Below are 18,542 nucleotides of genomic sequence, written 5' to 3' on the forward strand. Positions count from 1 at the left end.
GAAACCGTACGTGAACATGATGGCAACTGACATACAAGCACTGCCATACCAGTGGCGTCAATGCCGGTAGACTCCCCTCATGGCCGACCAGACCCGGTCCGGGGGACCCCTGCTGTCCGCGCGGGACCGCACCCTGGACACCATCCGCCGCGCGATCATCACCCTGGAGCTCAAGCCGGGCACGCCCCTGTCGGAGAACGAGCTCGCCGCCGAGCTCGCCGTGAGCCGGACGCCCGTGCGCGAGAGCCTCATCCTGCTGCGCGAGGAGGGGCTGGTGGAGGTCTACCCCCAGGTCGGCACGTTCGTCTCACTCGTGGACCCCGAGCGCGTCCGGCAGGCGCAGTTCATCCGGGAGGCGGTGGAGTGCACCTCCCTCGCCCAGGCCCGGCCCCCCTTCTCGGCGGACCACGTCGGCGACCTGCGCGTCCTGCTCGGCGCGCAGAGGGAGGCGGACGGCGGTGCCGACCACGACCGCTTCTTCGAGCTGGACGAGGATTTCCACCGCTCGCTGCTGGCGCTGGCGGGCAACGAGAGCGCCTGGCGGACGGTGAACGCGGCCAAGGCCCACCTGGACCGGGCCCGGCGGCTGAGCCTGATCGACACGCGCCCGATCGGGGAGCTGGTGGACCAGCACACGCTGGTCGTGGACGCGATCGAGGCCGGGGACACCGGGACCGCGGTGGAGGCCCTGCGCTCCCACCTGCGGGCGGTGTTCGAGGACGTCGGGCGGATCCGGGCCGCGTCACCGGAGTTCTTCTCGGACGGACAGCCCCGTCGTCCCGTCCGCAGGACCGTCACCTCGCTGAGATAGCCTCTGCGCCGCTGCGGCCGTCGGCTCCGGAGCCGCGGCGGGCCCGCGGCCCTAGCGGCGCCTGCGTCCCCAGCCCGAGCCGTAGCCCCCCGCGTGCAGCGCGAGGAACAGCAGCCCGGCGAGGGCGAGGGTCGTGGTGGTGACCAGGTCCTGGATGTTCTCGCCGAGCAGCTCCAGCAGCAGGGCGAGTCCGAACAGGACGGCGGCGATGATGGCGAACACGGTTACCTCCGGGGGGTCGGGGTGGTGTTCGTGTACCCTCCGTGCGCGCCTGTAACCAAGCTGGTGTCCCGGGTGTCCCCGCGACCCGGGGGAGCGCCCCGGAGAACACCTCGGGCCAGAGCGTGTGCTCTGGCCCGAGGGGAGGTCAGGGTTTTGGGGGTCGTCCCCCGGAAGGAACGACGAGACGACCCGGCGAGGCGGCCGAAGGCCGCCGAGCAGGGTCGTCCGAGAGTGGAGTGGGCGATACAGGATTCGAACCTGTGACCTCTACCGTGTCAAGGTAGCGCTCTAACCAACTGAGCTAACCGCCCTCATCGGGGGATGAGGTGAAGCTTGATGCGAGGCGGAGACGGGAATCGAACCCGTGTGCAGGGATTTGCAGTCCCTTGCCTCAACCACTCGGCCACTCCGCCGGAACGCGATGGGGGGCTGTCGAGTGACACCCATGCGGGCCTCTCCGAGCGGACGACGGGATTCGAACCCGCGACCCTCACCTTGGCAAGGTGATGCTCTACCAGCTGAGCCACGTCCGCGTGCGCCCCGGAGCGGACTCCGGAGCCGGAACCGCTCCGCGACCCGGGGGACGCGGAACGTTTCCGTTCGAGCGGACGACGGGATTCGAACCCGCGACCCTCACCTTGGCAAGGTGATGCTCTACCAGCTGAGCCACGTCCGCGCGGCGAGTCCTGCCTCCGGGGTTCCTCCCCCGTCAGCGCCCCTCGCTGCGTTAAGAACTCTAGCGGATTCCCGGCCAAGCGCGAAATCGGCCGGGCGCACCGGGCACACCCGTGCCCCGCCGTGGCAGGTCCGCCGACCCGCCGAGGCGGCGGGAGCTACTTCTCCACGTGGGCTGGCGAGGAGGGCATGTCGGGCCGGGGAGGCGCCGAGAGGTACTGGCCGACCCTCTCGATCACCTTGTTCATCTCGTAGGCGATCAGGCCCACGTCGCTGTCGGAGTCCGACATCAGCGCCATGCAGGCGCCCTCTCCGGCCGCGGCGACGAAGAGGAAGGCGCGGTCCATCTCGATGATGCTCTGGCGGATGCCGCCCGCGGCGAACTGCTTGCTCGCCCCGCCCGCGAGGCTGTGCAGCCCCGAGGCGATCGCGGACAGGTGCTCGGCGGCGGGACGGTCCAGTCCGCTGGAGGTGGCCATGAGGAGTCCGTCGGTGGACAGGACGATGGCGTGCTGCGTACCGGAGGCACGCGTGAGGAGATCGTCCAGCAACCAGCTGAGCTCTCCGCGGGCGGTACTCGGTGGGGTCATGTCTCTCTTTGCTCTGTCAGTGGTCGTGCGTGACGTGGGACACGCGCACTGCGGGCCGCCGCCGGGGGGCCTTGGGGGAAAGCTCCGAACTCGGCTGCCACCGGTCCCGCATAAGCGTTGCCCAGATGATAGTCATTCGTAACTTATCTGTCCGGCCGCCACGGTGGATTCCGGGTGGGCCGCCCAGACCGTCGAGCCGTGTGACCAGTCGCGATACCTCCGCAAAACGGGCATAGGTGCTGGACCAGCGGCCGGTGCCGGTCATGGGACTTGCCAACCCGCCGTACGGAGGTTACGGAAGGAGCGGGCCGGGACACGCCGACGAGGTGGGAGGATCGTGCAGACACCGGCCCTACCTGGGCTCTTGAGAACGTGGGGGTGGCAGATGAAGGTGTGGATCGCGGGTGCCGGGTACGGCCGCGGCACCGTCGTCGACGAGAGCGAGGCGCGCATTCCCGTGGTAGACCACGGGATCACGGTGGGTGACGGGGTCTTCGAGACGGTGCGGGCCCGCGGCGGCCGCCCCTTCGCCCTCACCCGCCACCTCAGGCGCCTGGCCCGCTCCGCGGAGGGGCTGGGCATGGCCGAGCCCGACCTGGAGCTGATCGCCGACGGCGTCGCCCGCGCGGTGGCGGCCAACCCGGACCTGTCCGACGCCCGGGTGCGCATCACGGTCACCGACGGCGCCGGGCCGCTGGGCTCGGACCGCTCCCCGGGCGAGCAGACCGCCATCGTGGCCCTGGGGCCCTTCCCCGGGATCGCCCCGCACGCCGACGTGGCGACGGTTCCCTGGCCGCGCAACGAGTTCGGGGCCCTGGCCGGGCTCAAGACCACCTCCTACGCCGACAACGTGCGCGCCCTGGCCTACGCCAAGCAGCGCGGCGCCGGCGAGGCGCTCTTTCGCAACGTGAGCGGCAACCTGTGCGAGGGCACCGGCAGCAACGTCTTCGTGGTGCTCGACGGCAGGCTGGTCACCCCGCCGCTGTCGGCGGGCCCGCTGGCGGGGATCACCCGCGAACTCGTCCTGGAGTGGTTCGGGGGCGAGGAGGAGGACGTGCCCATGGAGCGCCTCCCCGAGGTGACGGAGGCCTTCCTGACCTCCACCGGGCGCGACGTGCAGGCGATCCTGCACGTGGACGGCCGCACGGTGTCGGCCGAGCCCGGGCCGGTCACCGCCAAGGCCGCGTCGGTGTTCGCGGAGCGCTCCGCGGCCGACATCGACCCCTGACCCCCGCGGCCGGGGGGCGGACACGGCTGAGGGGGCGGCGCGTGGTGCGCCGCCCCCTCAGCTGTCGGGAGTGCTCCGCGAAGGGCCCCGGGGCCCGCGGGTCGTCAGGAGTGCAGGTGCTGCTGGATCTCCTCGTCGAGGTTCACGAACTGGCCCTCCTGGCCCGCCGGAACGATCTCGTAGGTCCGGTGGAGGAACTCGGCCAGGGGAGAGACCTGGGTGTCGAACTCGGCCTGACCGAAGGGGGAGGAGAGCGCGATGCTCACACTGCGGTCGCCGTTGTCGTCCTTGGAGGGCCACACGCGGACGTCGCCCTCGCCGACCGGGCGCACGATGCCGACGGTCAGGAGCTCGCGGGCGAAGATCCACTCGACGGGGTTGTCCTCGCCGGTGTGGAAGGCCACCCGTATGGCGTACGGGTCGTCCGCGCTGTAGTCCAGGCGCGCGACCAGGGGAACCGCCGTGCGTTCGGGGACCACGAGCCGCAGGCCCAGCTCGGCGGTGGCAGTGGTGTCGCTACTGTTCATGTTCGCCAAACCTTTTCTCGTCCGGCCTTGCTGTTGCGGCGCGGGTCGGTTGCCGTCTCACGGGCTCCAACGCGGCTTCCCGCGGAACATGACGTGAGTACGGAGGCTTTCTTGGTGGGTGGGACCGGAGGTCTCGCCGCCCGTGCGACGGGCCCGGCGTGCCGCGGTGCGGCGCCACGATCCTTCGTCACTGTAATGACCAGGACAAACCAAAGATTTCCCAATGTTGGGTGTCCCACGTCACGCGGAGGTAATGAAGGGGTGGTGTTCGTCGGGTCCACGGGGGCGGGAACTCCTTATCACTGCGGGGATCGGGGGTGGGTGCGGACACTCCCGCGAACCCCTCGAAAGGTTAAAGTGACCTCCATCACATGGAACGGGGTCCGCCGAGGGCTTCCGTGTGCGTCGAGCACCCCCGAACGTGCGCTAGAGTCTTACTTGTCCGGCCGACAGGGCGGGCAGGCAGGAAGCTCAGGGCGATTAGCTCAGTTGGCTAGAGCGCGTCGTTCACACCGACGAGGTCACTGGTTCGAGTCCAGTATCGCCCACACGGCTCTGAGACGGTCCCACTCGGGGGTAGGTACCCCGGTGGGGCCGTTTTCCGTTCGTACGGGGCGCTGTCTCGTTCGTGCGGGGTCCCGTCCCGTTCGCGCGGGCGCTCCGGCGGTCCGCGGCCGTGGTCGGCGGGGGCCGCCCCTCGCGTCCAGCGCCGGTGCGCCGCCACCGCCCACCGGGGTCCGGCCGACTCCGGGGGCCTAGTCGGACGGGGTGTCCGGCAGCGGGTGCCCGCGCCGCACCGCCCTGCGCTCGCGCAGGCGCCGGAAGAACTCCTCCTTCAGGCGCATCCCGTACCGCTCGGCGCGGTGGAACCACACCTGGGCGGGCCGCACCACCTTCTGCGCCCACCGGAACTCGGTGCTGAGGATGACCAGCCCCAGGATGACCGAGGCCAGGCCCGGGCCCGGAACGACCATCATGACCAACCCGGCCAGGATCACGACGACGCCGACGGTCCCCACGAGCACGCTCCAGGGCAGGCGCAGCGCGGGGTGCGTGTGCATGCGCCTGCGGAAGAGGCGCAGCCGCGCTCGCATCCGCCGCCACCTGCGCGCGCGGGTGCGGCGGGTGGGGGATGTCTCCGGGGCCGGCTGGTCGTTGGTGGGGCTCGGTGACATGCGCTCACAGTATTCGGTCGAAGCGAGTGGATGCATTCGGGTCGACTGGGGGCGATGGCCAGGGCATCTGTTGATTCTCACCGATCCTGACAGTGGGATCAATGGCCTTTCGTAAGGGTGTGGACAGCCCCACGAAAGGTGACGTTCCATGACAGATCAGCCCCTGTCTGGTTCCCTGCCCCGCCTACGGGCGGTTCACGCGGGTACGCCCTGAAGAGTCCGAATCCCTGACCGAATCCCCGGTCGGTCCCCGGGTCCGCGGCACCGGAACCCCACCGTCCCACCACGTCCGCCGCGCCGCCAGCGTGGTCGCGCGGCCTGTGGACAACCGGGGCGGCCCCGCCCCGAAGCCGCTAGCATCGGGAGGGAGTACACGCCCGGCCGCGCACAGCGGCCGGTCCGCGTTCGACATCATCCACGTCTTCCTAGGAGTCACCGTGTCCGCCGCGCCTGAGCTGCACATCACCCTCGCCGGAACCCCGCGTGCGGTGGCGGCGAACACTACGGCGGGCCAGGCTCTGGAGGCCGACGGCAGGACCGTCATCGCGGCGCTGGTCAACGGCGAGCCGCGCGACCTCGCCCGGGAACTGCACGAGGGCGACACCGTCGAGCCGATCGCCATCGACTCCGAGGAGGGGCGGGCGATCCTGCGCCACTCCACCGCGCACGTGCTGGCCCAGGCCGTCCAGGAGCTCTTCCCCGAGGCCAAGCTGGGCATCGGCCCGCCCGTGGAGAACGGCTTCTACTACGACTTCGACGTCGCCGAGCCCTTCACCCCCGCCGACCTGAAGAGCATCGAGAAGAAGATGCAGCAGATCGTCAAGCAGGGGCAGCGCTTCGACCGCCGCGTCGTCTCGGACGAGGAGGCCCGCGCCGAACTGGCCACCGAGCCCTACAAGCTGGAGCTGATCGGGCTCAAGGGCGGCGCCACCGAGGCCGCCGAGGGCGCCGGTGTGGAGGTGGGCGCCGGTGAGCTCACCATCTACGACAACGTCCACCCGCGCACCGGCGAGCTGTGCTGGAAGGACCTGTGCCGCGGGCCGCACCTGCCCACCACCCGCGTCATCCCGGCGTTCAAGCTCATGCGCACCGCCGCCGCCTACTGGCGCGGCAAGGAGACCAACCCGCAGCTGCAGCGCGTCTACGGCACCGCCTGGGAGAGCAAGGAGGCCCTCAAGGACCACCTGACCTTCCTGGAGGAGGCCGAGAAGCGCGACCACCGCAAGCTCGGCTCCGAGCTGGACCTGTTCTCCATCCCGGACGAGATCGGCTCGGGCCTGGCGGTCTTCCACCCCAAGGGCGGCACCATCCGCCGGGTCATGGAGGACTACTCGCGGCGGCGGCACGAGGAGAGCGGGTACGAGTTCGTCTACACCCCGCACGCCACCAAGAGCACCCTGTTCGAGAAGTCCCAGCACCTGAGCTGGTACGCGGACGGGATGTACCCCCCCATGCAGCTCGACGGCGGCCAGGACTACTACCTCAAGCCGATGAACTGCCCGATGCACAACCTGATCTTCGACGCGCGCGGGCGCTCCTACCGTGAGCTGCCGCTGCGCCTGTTCGAGTTCGGCACCGTGTACCGGTACGAGAAGTCGGGCGTGGTGCACGGCCTGACCCGCGCCCGCGGCTTCACCCAGGACGACGCGCACATCTACTGCACCAAGGAGCAGATGGCGGACGAGCTCGACTCGCTGCTGACCTTCGTGCTCGAACTGCTGCGCGACTACGGCCTGGACGACTTCTACCTGGAGCTGTCCACCAAGGACCCGGAGAAGTACGTCGGCGGCGACGAGGTCTGGGAGGAGGCCACCGAGACCCTGCGCGAGGCCGCGCAGAAGCAGGGCCTGGAACTGGTCATGGACCCGGGCGGCGCCGCCTTCTACGGCCCCAAGATCTCGGTGCAGGCCAAGGACGCCATCGGCCGCACCTGGCAGATGTCCACCATCCAGCTGGACTTCAACCTGCCCGAGCTGTTCGACCTGGAGTACACCGCGGCCGACGGCTCGCGCCAGCGCCCGGTGATGATCCACCGCGCCCTGTTCGGCTCCATCGAGCGCTTCTTCGCCGTCCTGCTGGAGCACTACGCGGGCGCGTTCCCGGCCTGGCTGGCGCCGGTGCAGGCGGTCGGCATCCCCATCGCCGACGAGCACGTGCCCTACCTGCGCGAGCTCGCCGCCAGGCTGCGCGCGGAGGGCATCCGCGTCGAGGTGGACGCCAGCGACGACCGCATGCAGAAGAAGATCCGCAACGCCCAGAAGCAGAAGGTGCCCTTCATGCTGCTGGCCGGTGACGAGGACGTCAGCAAGAACGCGGTGTCCTTCCGCTACCGGGACGGCTCGCAGAACAACGGCGTGCCGCTGGACGAGGCGGTGGCCGAGATCGTCGCCGCCGTCCGCGAGCGCCGCTGACGCCCGAAACGCACGCGAGAGGAGCGCCCATCCGGGGTGACCGGGTGGGCGCTCCGCCGTCTCGGGTCAGCGCCGCTCGCCGGGCGCCTGGAACTCCTCCTCGTCGCGGAACAGGTCCGCACGGGAGATGCGCGCGGTCGCGTTGGGGTCCGGGGCGGTCGTCTCCTCCTCGTCGTCGCGGAACAGGTCCGCGCGCGAGATGCGGTGCGTCGCGTTGGGGTCACTCATGAGGGCGGTACTCCTTGTTGCTACGGGGGCAAGGCGAATTTTATCCGCCTCACGGGCGGGTCCGGGTGCCCGGACGTGCGCGTGAGGCCGCTCAGCGGCCGGGGGCGCGCCGTTTCCAGGCCTCGGCGGGGACCCGCTCCACGAGGGCGATCAGGTAGTCGGCGGCGGTCACGGCCCGGTCGGGATCCAGCCGCATGGCCGCCCACGTGAGGACGTAGTCCCCGCTGAAGCGTACGGGAAGGGACCGGGACCTGGGATCGGTCAGCAGCCACTTGGTGACCACGTTGTCGAGCACGGCCCCGGTGAACGCGGGATCGTTGCCCGTCGCGTGGAAGGCGCCGGCGAAGTCGTCGTCGGAGGCGTCCGGGTCCCACCTGCGCAGTATCTGTAGTTCGGCGTTGGGTCCGGGGGTGCGCACGGCCACCACGCGGTGGACGCGGCGGACCCGCTCCGTGCCCCTGCCCGCCGTGTGGGTCTGCTCGAAGGCGACGACCAGGTGCTGGCCCCGGCGGCCGGTGAGCACGTGCTGTGCGCGCGGGTGCGGCCCGAGGGCGGCACGGGGGAGCACGGCGTCCCCCAACGGACTGGGGAGCTGTTCGGTGTAGGTCCACCCGCGTTCACGCGCCCATCGGCGCAGCTCGGTGGAGCGTTCCTTGCGGAAGTGCGCGGCGACCGCGATCGTGCCGGCCGACATGACGACGGCGACCAGCGCGATCACAGACAGGGCGCCTTCCATGTCTCCTCCGGCTGGGGGATGTGAGGTGGCCGTGGGCCGCGAAGAACCCGTCCTGAGCGGGCCGGGTCGGGAAAGTCGGGGACCCGCGCTGGCCGTACGGGTCCATTCTGTGTTGATTTCGGGTGCTTGTCACCCCTTGTTGTTGTTCCGCGGTGACGCTGGGGGTTCGCGGCCTCGCGGTGTCCGCCCACGGTCTACCCGGAACGGACGCGGCGCCACCGTCACCGCGCGTCCCCGTCCGGTCACCACCTGCGCGAACGCCGTCCTCAGCGCGGCTCGGGAACCCTCCTTCGCCTGCCACGCGGCCCTTCCCGCCTCCGCGGCCCCGACGGTGCGCGGTCATGCGGAGGACACGGAGGGTGAGGACTGTCCGGAACCGGCCACCGTTCGCCCCGTCCGTGCCGCAACCGCCCCTCGCGGGCCGATCGCGGCAGCGGCGCTTCCGGGGACCGCCTAGGCGGGCAGGCCCAGCTCGCGGGCGATGAGCATCTTCTGCACCTCGCTGGTGCCCTCGCCCACCTCCAGGATCTTGGCGTCCCGGTAGAAGCGGCCCACGGGGTAGTCGTTCATGAACCCGTACCCGCCGAACACCTGCGTGGCGTCCCGCGCGTTGTCCATGGCCGCGTTGGAGGCCACCAGTTTGGCGACCGCCGCCTCCTTCTTGAAGGGCTCGCCCGCCAGCATGCGCGAGGCCGCGTCGTAGTAGGCCAGCCGCGCGGTGTGCGCACGCGCCTCCATCTCCGCGATCTTGAACTGGATCGCCTGGTAGCTGCCGATCGCGCTGCCGAAGGCGTGCCGCTCGTGGGCGTAGCGCACGCTCTCGTCCACGCAGCCCTGCGCCAGGCCCACCGACAGCGCCGCGATGGCGATGCGGCCCTCGTCCAGGATCCGCAGGAACTGGGCGTACCCGCGCCCGCGCTCACCGACCAGGTTCGCCTCGGGCACCCGGCAGTCCTCGAAGACCAGCTCGTTGGTGTCGGAGGCGTTCCACCCCACCTTGGAGTACTTCTGGCCCACGGAGAAGCCCGGCGTGCCCGCGGGCACCAGGATCGAGGAGATCTCCGGCCGCCCGTCCTCCCGGCGCCCGGTCACGGCGGTGACGGTCACCAGCGCGGTGATGTCGGTGCCCGAGTTGGTGATGAAGGACTTGGTCCCGTTGATCACCCACTGGCCGTCCTCCAGGCGGGCCGTGGTCCTGGTGGCGCCCGCGTCGGACCCGCCGTCGGGCTCGGTGAGCCCGAACGCGCCCAGCGCCTCACCCGAGGTCAACCGCGGCAGGTACGCCTTCTTCTGGTCCTCGGTGCCGAACCGGAAGATCGGCATCGCGCCCAGCGAGACCCCGGCCTCCAGGGTGATCGCCACCGAGGAGTCCACCCGGGCCAGCTCCTCCAGGGCCAGGCACAGGGCGAAGTAGTCGCCGCCCATGCCCCCATGCTCCTCGGGGAAGGGCAGCCCGAACAGGCCCATCCGGCCCATCTTGGCGACGATCTCGTACGGGAAGGCCTCCCGCTCGTAGTAGTCCCCGATGACCGGGGCGACCTCTCCGCGGGCGAACTCCTCCACGGCGGCCCGCAGGTCGGCGTGCTCGGTCGAGAGCTGATGACGGTTCATGCGTGCGACTCCTCGCTGGTGGCGGGGGAGGGCGCGTCCGACGGGGTGTCGGCGGACGCGTTCGGAACGGGTTCGACGGTGACCAGGACGGCGTCCATGGGCACGGACGCGCCGGGGCGCACCGCCACGGCCGCGACGGTCCCGTCGACGGGTGAGGTGACGGAGTGCTCCATCTTCATGGCCTCCACGACGGCGAGCGGGGTCCCCGCGCTCACCGTCTGCCCCACCCGCACGGCGACGGAGAGCACCGTGCCGGGCATGGGGCTGCGCACGGTCCCGTCGGCGGCGGCGTCGTCCTCGCGCAGCGCGGCCGCGACGGGCTCCTCGTGCAGGCTCCAGGCGGCGCCGCCCGAGCCCAGCCAGCGGTGCGCGGTGCCGGGGTCGTCGGCGCGCGCGTAGGTGCGGGTGGCGTAGCCGTCGGTGACGGTGAGCCGGGTGCCGTCGGCGGAGCGCCGGGCCCCGAACGCGACGGGTTCCCCCTCCGCCACGCTCACCAGGTAGCGTCCGGGCTCCCCGTCGCGGCGCACCCGGACCGCGACGGCCTCGCGCCCGGAGAGCCGCAGCCGCCACGGGGTCCAGGCGGGGCCGCCCATCCGCCAGCCGTCCGGTACGGCGAAGCGGTCGGCGCCCGGCTCCGTCTCCAGGTCGAGCTGGTGGTCCAGGGCCGCGGCCGCGTACACCTCGTCGAGCGTCCGTTCGGGAGCCGGTGCGGGCGGGTCGGAGGCGATGAGGTCGGTGCTCAGGTCCCCGGCGACCACACGCGGGTGGCGCAGCAGCCGGCGCAGGTAGGCGGTGTTGGTCACGCAGCCCAACAGCTGGTAGGAGGCCAGCGCGGAGTCCATCCTGTTCAGGGCCTCGGCGCGGTCCGCGCCCCAGGTGATCACCTTGGCGAGCATCGGGTCGAAGTCCGAGGTGATCCGCCCTCCCTCGGCGATGCCCGAGTCCACCCGGACCTCGTGCCCCCGGGGTTCGGTGAGGGACAGGACCGGCCCGCCGGTGGGCAGGAACCCGCGGTCGGCGTCCTCGGCGTAGATCCGCGACTCCACGGCGTGCCCGACCCAGGACACGTCGGACTGGGCGAAGGGCAGCTCCTCCCCGTAGGCCACCCGCACCTGGAGTTCCACCAGGTCCACGCCGCGCTCGCCGCGCACCGCGACGACCTCCTCGGTGACCGGGTGCTCGACCTGCAAGCGGGTGTTCATCTCCAGGAACGAGAACGACAGGTCGCCGTCCCGCCCCGCCTCGGCGATGAACTCCACCGTGCCCGCGCCCACGTACCCGCACGAGCGGGCGGCGGCCACGGCGGCCTCGCCCATGGTGGCGCGCTGGGCGTCGGTGAGCAGCGGGGAGGGCGCCTCCTCCACCACCTTCTGGTGGCGGCGCTGGAGGCTGCACTCGCGCTCGCCCAGGTGCAGGACGTTGCCGTGGGCGTCGGCCATGACCTGCACCTCGATGTGGCGGGGCCGCTCCACCAGCCGCTCCACCAGCAGGGTGGAGTCGCCGAAGGAGGCCAGGGCCTCGCGCCGGGCGGCGGCGGCAGCGGCCACCAGGTCGTCGGGGGAGTGCACGGACCGCATGCCCTTGCCACCGCCCCCGGCGGAGGGCTTGATGAGCAGCGGGTAGCCGGTCTCCTCGGCCGCGCGCAGGAGTTCGTCGTCGCCCAGGGGCCGCCCGGGCTTCTCGGTGAACCCGCCCAGGACGGGCACGCCCGCGGCGGCCACGGTGTCCTTCGCGCGGATCTTGTCGCCCATGGCCTCGATCGCGGAGGCCGGGGGGCCCACGAAGACCAGTCCGGCGTCGGTGCAGGCGCGCGCGAAGCCGGCGTTCTCGGACAGGAAGCCGTAGCCGGGGTGCACGCCGGTGGCGCCGCAGTCCAGGGCCAGGGCGACGATCGCCTCGGCGTCCAGGTAGTGCTCCACCCGCAGCGCCAGGTCGGCGGCGAGGGTGTGCGGGGCGTTCGCGTCGGCGTCGGTGTACACGGTGGCCGGGCTGATGCCCATGCGGCGCAGGGTGCGCATGACGCGCAGCGCGATCTCGCCCCGGTTGGCGACCATGATGCGCGCGGGCCCGCGGACGCCCGGGTTCGTGCGTGGCGTTGTGGTCAAGGGTTCCTCACATCCGGAAGACGCCGTAGCCCACCGGCTCCAGCGGGGCGTGGCGGGCGGCGGACAGGGCCATGGCGAGCACGTCGCGGGTGTCGGCGGGGTCGATGACGCCGTCGTCCCACAACCGCGCGGTGGAGTAGTAGGGGCTGCCCTGCTCCTCGTACTGGTCGCGCACGGGCGCCTTGAAGGCCTCCTCGTCCTCGGCGGACCACTCCTGCCCGTGCGCGGCCATCTGGTCGCGGCGGACGGTGGAGAGCACCGAGGCGGCCTGTTCCCCGCCCATCACCGAGATGCGCGCGTTGGGCCACATCCACAGGAACCGGGGCGAGTAGGCCCGCCCGCACATGCTGTAGTTGCCCGCGCCGAAGGACCCGCCCACGACCACGGTGAACTTGGGGACGCGGGCGCAGGCCACGGCGGTGACCATCTTCGCCCCGTGCTTGGCGATGCCGCCCGCCTCGTAGTCCCGTCCGACCATGAACCCGGAGATGTTCTGGAGGAAGACCAGCGGCACGCCGCGCCGGTCGCACAGCTCGATGAAGTGGGCGCCCTTGAGCGCGGACTCGGCGAACAGGATGCCGTTGTTGGCGACGATCCCGACCGGGTGGCCGTGCAGGTGCGCGAACCCGGTGACCAGGGTCGTGCCGTACTCGGCCTTGAACTCGGTGAACTCGCTGCCGTCCACGATCCGGCCGATGACCTCGCGCACGTCGTAGGGGGTGCGGGTGTCGGCGGGCACCACCCCGTACAGCTCCCCGGGGTCCAGCGCCGGGGGACGGGGCTCGCGCACCTCCCACGCGGGCGGTCCGGGCGGGCCGAGGGTGTCGGCGATGCGCCGGACGAGGGTGAGGGCGTGCGCGTCGTCGTCGGCCAGGTGGTCGGTGACCCCCGAAACCCGCGAGTGCAGGTCGCCGCCGCCCAGCTCCTCGGCGGTGACGACCTCGCCGGTGGCCGCCTTGACCAGCGGCGGGCCGCCCAGGAAGATCGTGCCCTGCTCGCGCACGATGACCGCCTCGTCGCTCATCGCCGGGACGTAGGCGCCGCCCGCCGTGCACGAGCCCAGCACCGCGGCGATCTGCGGGATGCCCATCCGCGACATCGTGGCCTGGTTGTAGAAGATCCGGCCGAAGTGCTCGCGGTCGGGGAAGACGTCGTCCTGCATGGGCAGGAACGCGCCCCCGGAGTCGGCGAGGTAGACGCACGGAAGCCGGTTGTGCAGCGCCACCTCCTGGGCGCGCAGGTGCTTCTTGACGGTCATGGGGTAGTAGCTGCCGCCCTTGACCGTGGCGTCGTTGGCGACCACGACCGTCGGGCGGCCCATGACCCGGCCCACGCCCGCGATCATCCCGGCGCCGGGGGCGTCCTGTCCGTCCGCGCCGTAGAGCCCGTACGCGGCCAGGGGAGCGATCTCCAGGAAGGGGGAGCCGGGGTCCAGGAGGAGGTCCACGCGGTCGCGCGGCAGGAGTTTGCCCCGCTCGACGTGCCGTGTCCGGGTCCTCTCCGGGCCGCCCAGGGCCGCGGTGGCGATCCGCTCGCGCAGCTCCAGGGCGAGGGCGCGGTTCGCCGCGTCGTTGGCGGCGAACGCGGGCCCGGCGGTGTCCACCGCCGTGCCGAGCACAGGTGCCCTGCTCATGGTGTCCTCTCGTGGAGGGGTGTTAATGCTCACTAACATCTGGGATGTTAGTGACTACTAACATGGGTGTCCAGGGCCCGGCGCGACACCGGGGGAGGGGAGGAGACCGGATGGGGGCCAGACCCGCGGGTGAGCGGCGCACGGCGCTCCTGGGCGCGGCGGCGCGGCTCTTCGCCGAGCACGGCTACCGGGGGGTGTCCATCGACGACCTCGGCCGCGCCGTCGGCACGACAGGGCCCGCCCTGTACCGCCACTTCCGCGGCAAGCAGGCGCTGCTCGGCGCGGTGCTGGTGGACATCAGCGAACGCCTGGCGCGCCAGGGCGGCGAGCTGGTGGCGCGGGCGTCGGGCGCCGAGGAGGCGCTGGAGGCCCTGCTGCGCGGGCACATCGCCTTCGCCCTGGACGAGCCCGACCTGATCACGGTGCACGACCGGGAGCTGGGCAACCTCACCGACGCCGACCGGCGCAGGGTGCGCCGCCTCCAGCGCGGCTACGTCGAGCAGTGGGTGGGGGTGCTCGGCGAGCTGCGCCCCGACGCCTCGGCCACCGTCCTGCGCGCCGCCGTGCACGCCGTGTTCGGGCTGCTCAACTCCACCCCGCACAGCCGGGGCGAGCTGTCGCGGCGGCACATGGCGCGGCTGCTGCTGGAGATGGGCCGGGCCGCCCTGACGGTCCCCGCCGCCGAGCCCGACTGAGCGTTCGCCCCGAGCCGGTTCCGGCCGCGGTCCCCCAGCGCTCTTCCGGTACCGGGCGCCCCCGCCCGCCGTGCCCCTGACGGCCCATCCCGGGATTTGGCGCCGGTCATGCCCTGCGCTGACCCGCCGCCGGGTAGACAGGGCGCCAGGCACCGGAGAGGAGGAGCGCCATGAACGTGGTGAGCAGGGGTTTCCAGGGGCGCAGGGGAGGCGACCCCTCGCGTGTGCCCCCGGGGCAGTACGAGACCCACGACTTCCCCGTCCTGTCGGCCGGACCCACACCGCACGTGGACACGGCCGAATGGACCTTCGCGATCGCCGACGAGGCGGGCGGCACGCACTCCTGGACGTGGGACGAGTTCCTGGACCTGCCCCAGGAGCGGCCCCGCGTGGACATCCACTGCGTCACCCGCTGGTCCAAGCTGGACACCGACTGGGCGGGCGTGAGCGTGGACACCCTCCTGGAGGACGTGGAGACCGCGGCCGAGTACGCCCTGGCGGTCAGCCACGGCGGCTACACCGCCAACCTGCCGCTCCAGGACCTCACCGACGGCCGGGCCTGGGTGGTGCACAGCTTCGGCGGGGAACCGCTGGCCCCCGAACACGGCGGACCCGCCCGGCTGCTGGTCCCGCACCTGTACTTCTGGAAGTCGGCCAAGTGGGTGCGCGGGCTGCGGCTGCTCGACGAGGACGAGCCCGGGTTCTGGGAGCAGGCCGGGTACCACGACTACGGCGATCCGTGGCGCGAACAGCGCTACCAGGGCGACTGATGGCGGCCTGGCGGCCCGCCGAACTGGTGGCCGACCGGTGGGAGACCGCGAGCGCCAGGACCCTGGTCCTGGAGGTGCCGGGGTGGCCCGGGCACCGGCCGGGCCAGCACGTGGACGTGCGCCTGACCGCCGAGGACGGCTACACCGCCCAGCGCGGCTACTCGATCGCCTCGGCCGCGGACGGCGAGCGCGTCGAGCTGACCGTGCAGCGGGTGGAGGGCGGGGAGGTCTCCCCCTGCCTGGTGGACGTGTTCGCGCCGGGCGACCGGGTGGAGGTCCGCGGTCCGCTGGGCGGCTGGTTCGTGTGGGACGCCGCGTCGTCCGACCCGGTGGTCCTGGTGGGCGGAGGCTCGGGCGTGGTCCCGCTGATGGCGATGGTGCGCGAGCGGCGCCGGACGGGCGGCCGGGCCCTGTTCCGGGTGCTGTACTCACTGCGCACCCCCGAGGACCGGTACTACCGGGGGGAGCTGGGTGCGCACCGGCCGGGCGACGGAGGGGTCGACGTGTTCCTGGCCTACACGCGCCGCGCGCCCGAGGGCGCGGTCCGGGGACCGGGACGGTTGGGCGTGGCCGAACTCAACACCCACGGCTTCCCCGCCGAGTTCGCGCCGGTGTGCTTCGTGTGCGGGCCCACCGGCTTCGTGGAGACGGTGGCCGACGCCCTGGTGGCGCTGGGGCACGACCCCCGGCGGGTGCGTACCGAGCGTTTCGGCTCGGGTGGAGGTGGCGGATGAGGGAACCGGAGCACATGGACGCCAACGTGCTGGCCGGACCGCTGTCGGAGATCATGTCCGTGGACCTGACCTCGGCCGAGCGCCGCTGCTCGGTGTGCGGGGCGTGCGGGACCTTCGCCGAGCTGTACGTGACGACGGACGGGCCCGGCCTGGTGGCGAGCTGCCCGCGGTGCCGGACCCTGGTCCTGCGGCTGGTGCGCACCCCCGACAGCGTGTGGCTGGACCTGGGCGGTACCGGGGTCGTCCGGATCCGGCTCGGGCTCTGACGGGGTCCGGGGCGGGCCCGCGGCCCGCCCCGGCACCACGTCCGCGCCCTACACGCCGCCCGTGGCGCCGCCCGTGTTCGGGCTCTGCTCCGCCGGAGCCGTGGGTGCCTCCTGGGCGGGGGCCTCCTCGGCCGGAGCCTCAGGGGCCTCCTCGGCGGGGGTCTCCGGGTCCTCGTTGACCACCGGCGGCTTGGAGTCCTCCCCGAAGACGCCGTCGAAGAGGAAACCGAGCACCCCTCCGGGGCGCGAGTCGTCCTGGTCCGCGGTGGCGGCCACGGCGGCCCCCGTCCCGGCAACGGTCAGTCCGGCGGCCAGCACCGTCGCGGCGGTGATCCTGGTGAACGCACGCATACGCGCTCACGACTCCCTTCGTGTCGGGTGTCAATGCATGACGTGATTATCTTGTTACATAAAGTCACGAAAATCACGAACTCCCCCCGCGCGGGTGTTTCGGACCGGCCAGGGGAGTCGCCCCGTCCTCCCCAGGGGCCGCCAACGGCGGGCAAAGTCCCCGACAGGTCACGGGTGGCGGCTCCCGGATCCGCCGACCCGGCCATACATTGGCCGCGGCCTTGTGGGTAGTGCTGCGTCCAACGGCCCAACGGACGCACTCAGCCGTCCCGCCCCACGACACGTCAGAAGGAGCGCTGTCTATGTCTCGGCCTCGTATCGTGGTGGTCGGCGCGGGTTTCGGTGGTCTCCACACCCTGCGCCACCTCGAACGCCGCATCCCGGCGGGGGCGGCGGACATCGCCCTCGTCGCGCCGCACGACTACATGCTCTACAGCCCCCTGCTGCCGCAGGTGGCCTCCGGACTGCTCACACCGCAGTCGGTCGCCATGTCGGTGCACCGGCTGACCCGGCAGACCCGGTTCGTCCCCGGACACGCCGTCGGCGTGGACCCGGGAGACCGCGTGGTCGTCGTACGGCGCCCCACCGGCGAACTCGCCCCGGTCCGCTACGACCGCCTGGTCCTGGCGCCCGGCGGGGTCACCCGCGCCTTCGACATCCCCGGTCTGGCCGAGCACGCCTACGGCGCCAAGACGCTGGCCGAGGCGGTGCTCCTGCGCGACCACGTCCTGGCCCAGCTGGAGCTGGCCAACGACAGCCGCGACCCGGCCGAGCGCGAGGAGCGCTGCCGCTTCGTCGTCGTCGGCGGCGGCTACACCGGCGTCGAGACCGCGGCCTCGCTCATGCGCCTGTGCCAGGAGGCGGCCAAGCGCTACCCGGACCTGCGCTCGGTGATCCGCTGGCACCTGGTGGACATCGCGCCCAAGGTGCTGCCCGAACTCGGCGACCGCCTCGGCCGCAAGGCGCTCGACCTGCTGCGCTCCATCGGCGTCGAGGTCAAGCTCAAGGTGAGCGTGCGCGAGGTGACCGACGACAAGGTGGTGCTCACCGACGGCCGCGCCCTGCCCTGCCGCACCCTCATCTGGACGGCGGGCGTCTCACCCAGCCCGCTCATGGCGACCCTGGACAAGCCCACCCAGAAGGGGCGCCTGGAGGTCGGCGCCGACCTGCGGGTCCCCGGCCTCGACGACGTCTTCGCCGTCGGCGACGCCGCGGCGGTGCCCAACCTCTCGCACGAGGACAGCGACTACTGCCCGCCGACCGCCCAATACGCCACGCGCCAGGCGGCCACCGTCGCCGACAACGTCGTCTCGTCCATCCTGGGACGCCCGATGAAGGAGTTCCGGCACCGGGACATGGGGCTGGTCGTGGACCTGAGCGGCAACGACGCGCTCGCGCGCGTCATGCAGCTGGAGCTGAGCGGACTGCCCGCGCTGGGCGTCACCCGCGGGTACCACCTGATGGCGGTGCCCTCCGCGACCGCGCGGGCGCGCATCCTGGCCAACTGGGGGATCCGCAAGGCCACCGGCGGCGACACCTCGCGCCTGGGGTTCGCCGACGGCGGGCGCCCGTCCTCGTTCGTGGCCAACGAGTCGGTCGACTACCTGGACGCGGAGGCCTCCCGCCGGGAGGGCGCGCGCCTGCTGGAGAACCTGCACGCGCGCTACGGCGTGCACTGACCGGGAGCCGTCCGGGCCCCGCCGGAGTCCGGACCGCAGAGCCCCGCCGACCGGCCGCGGCGCCCCGCCGCGGCCGGTCGGGCGTGGGCGCGGGG

The 18,542-nt window shown here is 72.3% G+C and carries 18 protein-coding genes and 5 tRNA genes; 9 read left to right on the forward strand and 14 right to left on the reverse strand.

What is annotated here, in order from left to right:
- Positions 1 to 79 precede the first annotated feature (79 nt).
- A complete protein-coding gene (locus G011_RS0117890; RefSeq protein WP_019609693.1) occupies positions 80 to 811 on the forward strand; it encodes a GntR family transcriptional regulator in 732 nt (243 codons plus the stop codon).
- 51 nt (positions 812 to 862) lie between these two features.
- On the opposite strand, the gene G011_RS32135 is transcribed toward G011_RS0117890, so the two are convergent.
- From G011_RS32135 to G011_RS0117920, 6 genes are all read right to left on the reverse strand, one after another.
- A complete protein-coding gene (locus G011_RS32135; protein ID WP_019609694.1) occupies positions 863 to 1,033 on the reverse strand; it encodes a hypothetical protein in 171 nt (56 codons plus the stop codon).
- A gap of 237 nt (positions 1,034 to 1,270) precedes the next feature.
- Positions 1,271 to 1,344: transfer RNA gene (locus G011_RS0117900), tRNA-Val, on the reverse strand.
- 30 nt (positions 1,345 to 1,374) lie between these two features.
- A tRNA-Cys gene (locus tag G011_RS0117905) sits at positions 1,375 to 1,446 on the reverse strand.
- Between the two features lie 47 nt (positions 1,447 to 1,493).
- Positions 1,494 to 1,566: transfer RNA gene (locus G011_RS0117910), tRNA-Gly, on the reverse strand.
- 70 nt (positions 1,567 to 1,636) lie between these two features.
- Positions 1,637 to 1,709: transfer RNA gene (locus tag G011_RS0117915), tRNA-Gly, on the reverse strand.
- Between the two features lie 157 nt (positions 1,710 to 1,866).
- Positions 1,867 to 2,298, reverse strand: a complete 432-nt coding sequence (locus G011_RS0117920) for a roadblock/LC7 domain-containing protein (protein WP_013154286.1) — start codon at positions 2,296 to 2,298, stop codon at positions 1,867 to 1,869.
- A gap of 385 nt (positions 2,299 to 2,683) precedes the next feature.
- On the opposite strand from G011_RS0117920, the gene G011_RS0117925 reads away from it, so the two are divergent.
- Entirely contained in the window at positions 2,684 to 3,526 is an 843-nt protein-coding gene (locus G011_RS0117925; protein WP_019609695.1) for an aminotransferase class IV, read from the forward strand.
- Positions 3,527 to 3,630: 104 nt separating this feature from the next.
- Here the strand turns inward: G011_RS0117925 and G011_RS0117930 are convergent, their stop codons facing one another.
- Positions 3,631 to 4,053 carry an SsgA family sporulation/cell division regulator gene (locus G011_RS0117930; protein ID WP_013154284.1) on the reverse strand — a complete coding sequence of 141 codons (423 nt, stop codon included), beginning with the start codon at positions 4,051 to 4,053 and terminating at the stop codon, positions 3,631 to 3,633.
- A 474-nt stretch (positions 4,054 to 4,527) separates the two neighbouring features.
- On the opposite strand from G011_RS0117930, the gene G011_RS0117935 reads away from it, so the two are divergent.
- Positions 4,528 to 4,601: transfer RNA gene (locus tag G011_RS0117935), tRNA-Val, on the forward strand.
- 207 nt (positions 4,602 to 4,808) lie between these two features.
- On the opposite strand, the gene G011_RS0117940 is transcribed toward G011_RS0117935, so the two are convergent.
- On the reverse strand, positions 4,809 to 5,147 hold the full coding sequence (locus G011_RS0117940) for a PGPGW domain-containing protein (RefSeq protein WP_026338413.1): 339 nt from the start codon (positions 5,145 to 5,147) through the stop codon (positions 4,809 to 4,811).
- A gap of 518 nt (positions 5,148 to 5,665) precedes the next feature.
- Between G011_RS0117940 and thrS the strand changes: the two genes are divergently transcribed.
- Entirely contained in the window at positions 5,666 to 7,639 is a 1,974-nt protein-coding gene (gene thrS, locus G011_RS0117945; RefSeq protein ID WP_019609697.1) for a threonine--tRNA ligase, read from the forward strand.
- A gap of 66 nt (positions 7,640 to 7,705) precedes the next feature.
- Here thrS and G011_RS32140 read toward each other — a convergent pair whose 3' ends face one another.
- The 5 genes from G011_RS32140 to G011_RS0117970 form a co-directional block, all read right to left on the reverse strand.
- Positions 7,706 to 7,867, reverse strand: coding sequence for a hypothetical protein (locus G011_RS32140; RefSeq protein WP_013154281.1), 162 nt, complete (start codon positions 7,865 to 7,867; stop codon positions 7,706 to 7,708).
- A 91-nt stretch (positions 7,868 to 7,958) separates the two neighbouring features.
- On the reverse strand, positions 7,959 to 8,603 hold the full coding sequence (locus G011_RS0117955) for a hypothetical protein (protein WP_026338414.1): 645 nt from the start codon (positions 8,601 to 8,603) through the stop codon (positions 7,959 to 7,961).
- 453 nt (positions 8,604 to 9,056) lie between these two features.
- Positions 9,057 to 10,214, reverse strand: coding sequence for an acyl-CoA dehydrogenase family protein (locus G011_RS0117960; protein WP_019609699.1), 1,158 nt, complete (start codon positions 10,212 to 10,214; stop codon positions 9,057 to 9,059).
- On the reverse strand, positions 10,211 to 12,319 hold the full coding sequence (locus tag G011_RS0117965) for a biotin carboxylase N-terminal domain-containing protein (RefSeq protein WP_026338415.1): 2,109 nt from the start codon (positions 12,317 to 12,319) through the stop codon (positions 10,211 to 10,213). Before G011_RS0117965 ends, G011_RS0117960 begins: the two co-directional genes overlap by 4 nt.
- A 7-nt stretch (positions 12,320 to 12,326) precedes the next feature.
- Complete coding sequence (locus G011_RS0117970) at positions 12,327 to 13,952, reverse strand: carboxyl transferase domain-containing protein (RefSeq protein WP_369757378.1); 1,626 nt, start codon at positions 13,950 to 13,952, stop codon at positions 12,327 to 12,329.
- 110 nt (positions 13,953 to 14,062) lie between these two features.
- Between G011_RS0117970 and G011_RS0117975 the strand changes: the two genes are divergently transcribed.
- The 4 genes from G011_RS0117975 (at position 14,063) to G011_RS0117990 (ending at position 16,417) form a co-directional block, all read left to right on the forward strand.
- Positions 14,063 to 14,647, forward strand: a complete 585-nt coding sequence (locus G011_RS0117975) for a TetR/AcrR family transcriptional regulator (protein WP_013154276.1) — start codon at positions 14,063 to 14,065, stop codon at positions 14,645 to 14,647.
- A 170-nt stretch (positions 14,648 to 14,817) separates the two neighbouring features.
- On the forward strand, positions 14,818 to 15,417 hold the full coding sequence (locus G011_RS0117980; RefSeq protein WP_019609702.1) for a sulfite oxidase-like oxidoreductase: 600 nt from the start codon (positions 14,818 to 14,820) through the stop codon (positions 15,415 to 15,417).
- Positions 15,417 to 16,151 carry an FAD-binding oxidoreductase gene (locus G011_RS0117985; RefSeq protein WP_019609703.1) on the forward strand — a complete coding sequence of 245 codons (735 nt, stop codon included), beginning with the start codon at positions 15,417 to 15,419 and terminating at the stop codon, positions 16,149 to 16,151. Before G011_RS0117980 ends, G011_RS0117985 begins: the two co-directional genes overlap by 1 nt.
- Positions 16,148 to 16,417, forward strand: a complete 270-nt coding sequence (locus G011_RS0117990) for a DUF6510 family protein (protein WP_013154273.1) — start codon at positions 16,148 to 16,150, stop codon at positions 16,415 to 16,417. The genes G011_RS0117985 and G011_RS0117990 overlap by 4 nt, the downstream gene beginning before the upstream one ends.
- Positions 16,418 to 16,465: 48 nt before the next feature.
- Here G011_RS0117990 and G011_RS0117995 read toward each other — a convergent pair whose 3' ends face one another.
- A complete protein-coding gene (locus G011_RS0117995) occupies positions 16,466 to 16,768 on the reverse strand; it encodes a hypothetical protein (protein ID WP_019609704.1) in 303 nt (100 codons plus the stop codon).
- Between the two features lie 302 nt (positions 16,769 to 17,070).
- On the opposite strand from G011_RS0117995, the gene G011_RS0118000 reads away from it, so the two are divergent.
- A complete protein-coding gene (locus tag G011_RS0118000) occupies positions 17,071 to 18,447 on the forward strand; it encodes an NAD(P)/FAD-dependent oxidoreductase (RefSeq protein WP_036552789.1) in 1,377 nt (458 codons plus the stop codon).
- Positions 18,448 to 18,542: the final 95 nt, after the last annotated feature.

It is taken from the genome of Nocardiopsis sp. CNS-639 (assembly GCF_000381685.1).
Lineage (GTDB): Bacteria > Actinomycetota > Actinomycetes > Streptosporangiales > Streptosporangiaceae > Nocardiopsis > Nocardiopsis dassonvillei.